2 protein-coding genes and 1 pseudogene are annotated in these 3,414 nt (G+C 71.4%); all 3 read right to left on the bottom strand.

What is annotated here, in order from left to right; all coding sequences use genetic code 11:
- Positions 1–36 precede the first annotated feature (36 nt).
- Positions 37–1,362 carry an FAD-binding oxidoreductase gene (locus IY392_RS19620; RefSeq protein ID WP_107758234.1) on the bottom strand — a complete coding sequence of 442 codons (1,326 nt, stop codon included), beginning with the start codon at positions 1,360–1,362 and terminating at the stop codon, positions 37–39.
- A gap of 70 nt (positions 1,363–1,432) precedes the next feature.
- Positions 1,433–2,755: a YncE family protein gene (locus IY392_RS13615; RefSeq protein ID WP_194861498.1), complete on the bottom strand. Its 1,323-nt coding sequence runs from the start codon at positions 2,753–2,755 to the stop codon at positions 1,433–1,435.
- 182 nt (positions 2,756–2,937) lie between these two features.
- Positions 2,938–3,414, bottom strand: a pseudogene (locus IY392_RS13610) (hypothetical protein); the annotation flags it as partial.

The following is a 3,414-nucleotide window of genomic DNA, read 5'->3' as shown; positions in this document are numbered from 1 at the left end:
AGCCACGGCCGGGCCCGCGTGGGCGCGGCCGTCGGGTCAGGGCCGGTCGAAGCTGATGTTCTCCCGCGGGGTGCCGACCGCGACCATCCCGCGGACGGTGGCGCGGAGCATCTCGGGTGACCCGGCCATGAGCACCTGCCGGTCCGCCCACGACCCCCAGCCGGTCACCACGTCCACCAGTGTCCCGGTCTGCCGGCGGTGCAGGGTGCGGGGCAGTTCCTGCCGCGCGCCGGCCCACCACGGGTCGGTGTCCTGCTCGGAGACCGGCTGGATGGTGAGCCAGGGTGCGGTGGCGGCCAGGTCAACGAGGGTGGGCAGGTCGTAGAGGTCGCCCGGGTGACGCGCGCCGTAGAACAGGTGCACCCGTGGGTTGGCACCGTGACGCATCATGTCCATCAGCAGGCAGCGCAGCGGGGCGATCCCGGTGCCACCGGCGATCATCAGCACGTCGCGGACGGGTTCGGTGCGGTCCACCTCGAGCAGCCCGAGCGGCCGCGCGAGGACCCACCGGTCGCCCACCCCGACGCCGCGGACCAGGGACCCGCTGAGGGTGCCGCCGGGGACGTCGCGGACGTGGAACTCGATCTGGCCCGCCGGATTCGCCGGGATCGCCGGACTGAACCGGCGCCACACGCCCGCGGTGTACGGGGTCAGGACGCTGAGGTACTGGCCGGGGTGGTACTCCACCATCACATCGGTGATCAATCGGACCACCACGACGTCGCGGGTCGGCCGGAGAACCTCCACCACGGTCGCGCCGACCCTCGCCGGTCCGTGCCCGGCCGCCGCCCCCTCCCGGAGCGCGGTCGTCAGCACCCGGTACACCGTGCCCAACGTGGTGGCCAACCGGTCGTCCCAGCCGGGGCCGGCCAGGTGGCGGAGAGTGCTGGTGAGGGCGTCGCCGAAGCGCTCGTGGTGGCGGGCGGACAGTTCGAGTTTGCGGTGGTCCGCGCCGAGGTGGCGGGCGAACTCCACCACCTGGGCTACCTCGGCCTCGTTCCCCCGGGCGTTCTCGACGGTCTCGAGCGCCCACGTCATGGCGCGCACGAATTCGCCGAGTACCCCGGAGGCGTCACGCGGGAACATTTCGCGGAAACCCGGGTCGGCCTCCCGCAGGGCGCGGGCGAACAGGCCGGTGAACCTCGGATCGAGGAGGAGGTCCCGGAGCGCCAGGAGCGGGGGGGTGGCCGGGGAGACCGGGACGGGATCGGGAAGCGGGGTCTCCACCGGGTCGGCGGGCCGACCGAGGAACGGCGACAGGTCGATATCCGACACGAGGCGCTCGACGTCCGTGGGTCGGGAGAAGTCGTCCGTGGCTCGGGAGTGGGCGTCGTCGGCGTCCTCCCCTGGGATTCTGACCACCCCCACGCCTCCTCCCTGCCGTCGGTGTCCGCCGGTGCCCCAGGATAGCGGCCGGCGCCGGTCCCGGCGGTCAGGAGAACACGGGCAGGGGGTTTCCCGGCTCGGGGAGCGGGACCGGGTTGCCGTTCCATTCCCGCGGCGCCACGCCGATCCTCATGCGCTGGGGGTGGTACCCGACGGGGATCTGGGCCACCTCCTCTCCGGTCTCGAAGGACAGCACGCTGACCGTGTTGCTCTTGGCCCAGGACACGAAGCAGTGGTCCCCGGTGAGGTCGGTGGTGACCCAGTAGGACTTGAGCCCGGTCGAGACCAGCGGCCCGTGCTGCAGGGTCTCCCGGTCGACCACGGTGGCGTAGTCGCTCATGGTGCCCGCGACGCAGATCTTGGTGCCCTGGGGGTTCATCGAGATTCCGTGGTGGCCGGAGTCCAGCAGGTGGGCCTCCCGGGGTACGTCGCCGGCGGGTGTGATGGGCAGGTCCACGATGCGGGTGATCTTGTCGGCGTCGATGTCGTACTCGATGAAGCCGTGGAAGAACGAGACCTGGAAGTACATGAACCGGTAGTCCGGGGAGAAGGTCATCGGTCGCACCCCGATGCTGAGCTCGGGACGGCCGGCCTCGGCGAGTCGGGCGCGCAGGTCCACGCGCTTGATGATCTGCAGGGTCTCGGCGTCGACGAACTGGAGGACGCGGTCGCCCTTGGTGACGTCCGCCCACGGCTGGTCGAGCGGGGTCCACACGTTGCCGATCGACTCGTTGACGATCTGGGTGCCGCCCTTGATGTAGGCGTTCTCGTGCGCGTTGTCCCCCGAGGGGAAGGTGCCGATCTCCCGGCCGGTGGCGGTGTCGAGGACGTGGACGACCTTGGCCGTCGAGGCGCTGACGGCGACCTGCGACCCGTCCGGGCTCACCGCCATGTGGTCGGAACGGAACCCCTGGACGGGGAACCGCCAGGCGATCTCGCCCGTGACGATGTCGATCGAGACCACGTCGGCGAAGCTGGGCCGGGACACGATGAGGTTCCGGCCGTCCTTGGTCGAGTACATGTCGTCCACGTACTGGTCGTGGCCCTCGCCGACCATCTGGCGGATGCCGTAGTACAGGGCGAGGCGGGCGGGGTCGCGGTGGATCTCCACCAGGCGCTCGTTGCGGTCCGGGATGATGTTGATCCGCGCGATCCGATGGTAGTCGCCGTCCGGCTGCACGGCGTCCGCGGTGCCCTCCCAGTTGTTGCCCACCCACAGCACATTGCGTAGGCCCTCGGCCGGGTTCACGTAGGGGGACTCGGCGGTCGCGGCGGAGACTGACGGCGCGGACACGACGCCGGCGAGAGCGGTGGCCGCCGCGAGCGCGAGGGCGCCGGCGGCACGGGCGAGGACGGACGGGCGGTTCACGGCGGCTCCCGAGGGCAACGTCTTCTGGACAAGTGTCCGGTTGGCATTGGGGAGTGTACGGAGCGAGGTTCGCGCGGTCAACGGTTCACCTGGTCATCAGGCCACCAGGTCACCAGGTCAACCGGTCGGCGGGGTGACGGGCGATGGGGTCCCGCCGAGCCGGCGCGGCGGACCCGGGTGCCTCACCGCCCGAGCGTGATGTCCACGCCCGCGCGCAATTCGTCCTCGGTGTAGGTGAGCTGACCGCGTCCGGGGATCTCGATCAGGTAGAAGGGCGCACCCGAAGGGACCTCGCCGAAGTCGAAGGTGAAGGTGCAGGAGGAGAGGTCGCCCCCCTCGTAGGCGAGCATGGTGCTGCCGAGCGGCGTCGAGACCCCCTGGGACAGCGTGATCCGCGTGCCCTCGCCGATGTCCGAGAGCGTGAGGGGCAGGTCGCAGCCCGATCCGTCGCCGGAGACCGGTTCGCCGGGGGAGGACATCACGGTGAACCGCCCCTCGACGTCGAACAGCCCGCCCGGCGCGCGCTCGGGGGCCTGCCAGGCCTGCGGCGGCAACGGTCCCCGGGGAGAATCGGCGGGCCCCGTGCCGGAGTCGGAGCCGGGGCCGGTGAGTGCCGCGCCGAGGATGACGACGACGACGAGCGCCAACCCCCCGACGAT

It is taken from the genome of Dietzia sp. SYD-A1 (genome assembly GCF_015356725.1).
Classification (GTDB): Bacteria; Actinomycetota; Actinomycetes; order Mycobacteriales; family Mycobacteriaceae; genus Dietzia.
This window is presented reverse-complemented; position numbering and strand designations above follow the sequence as displayed.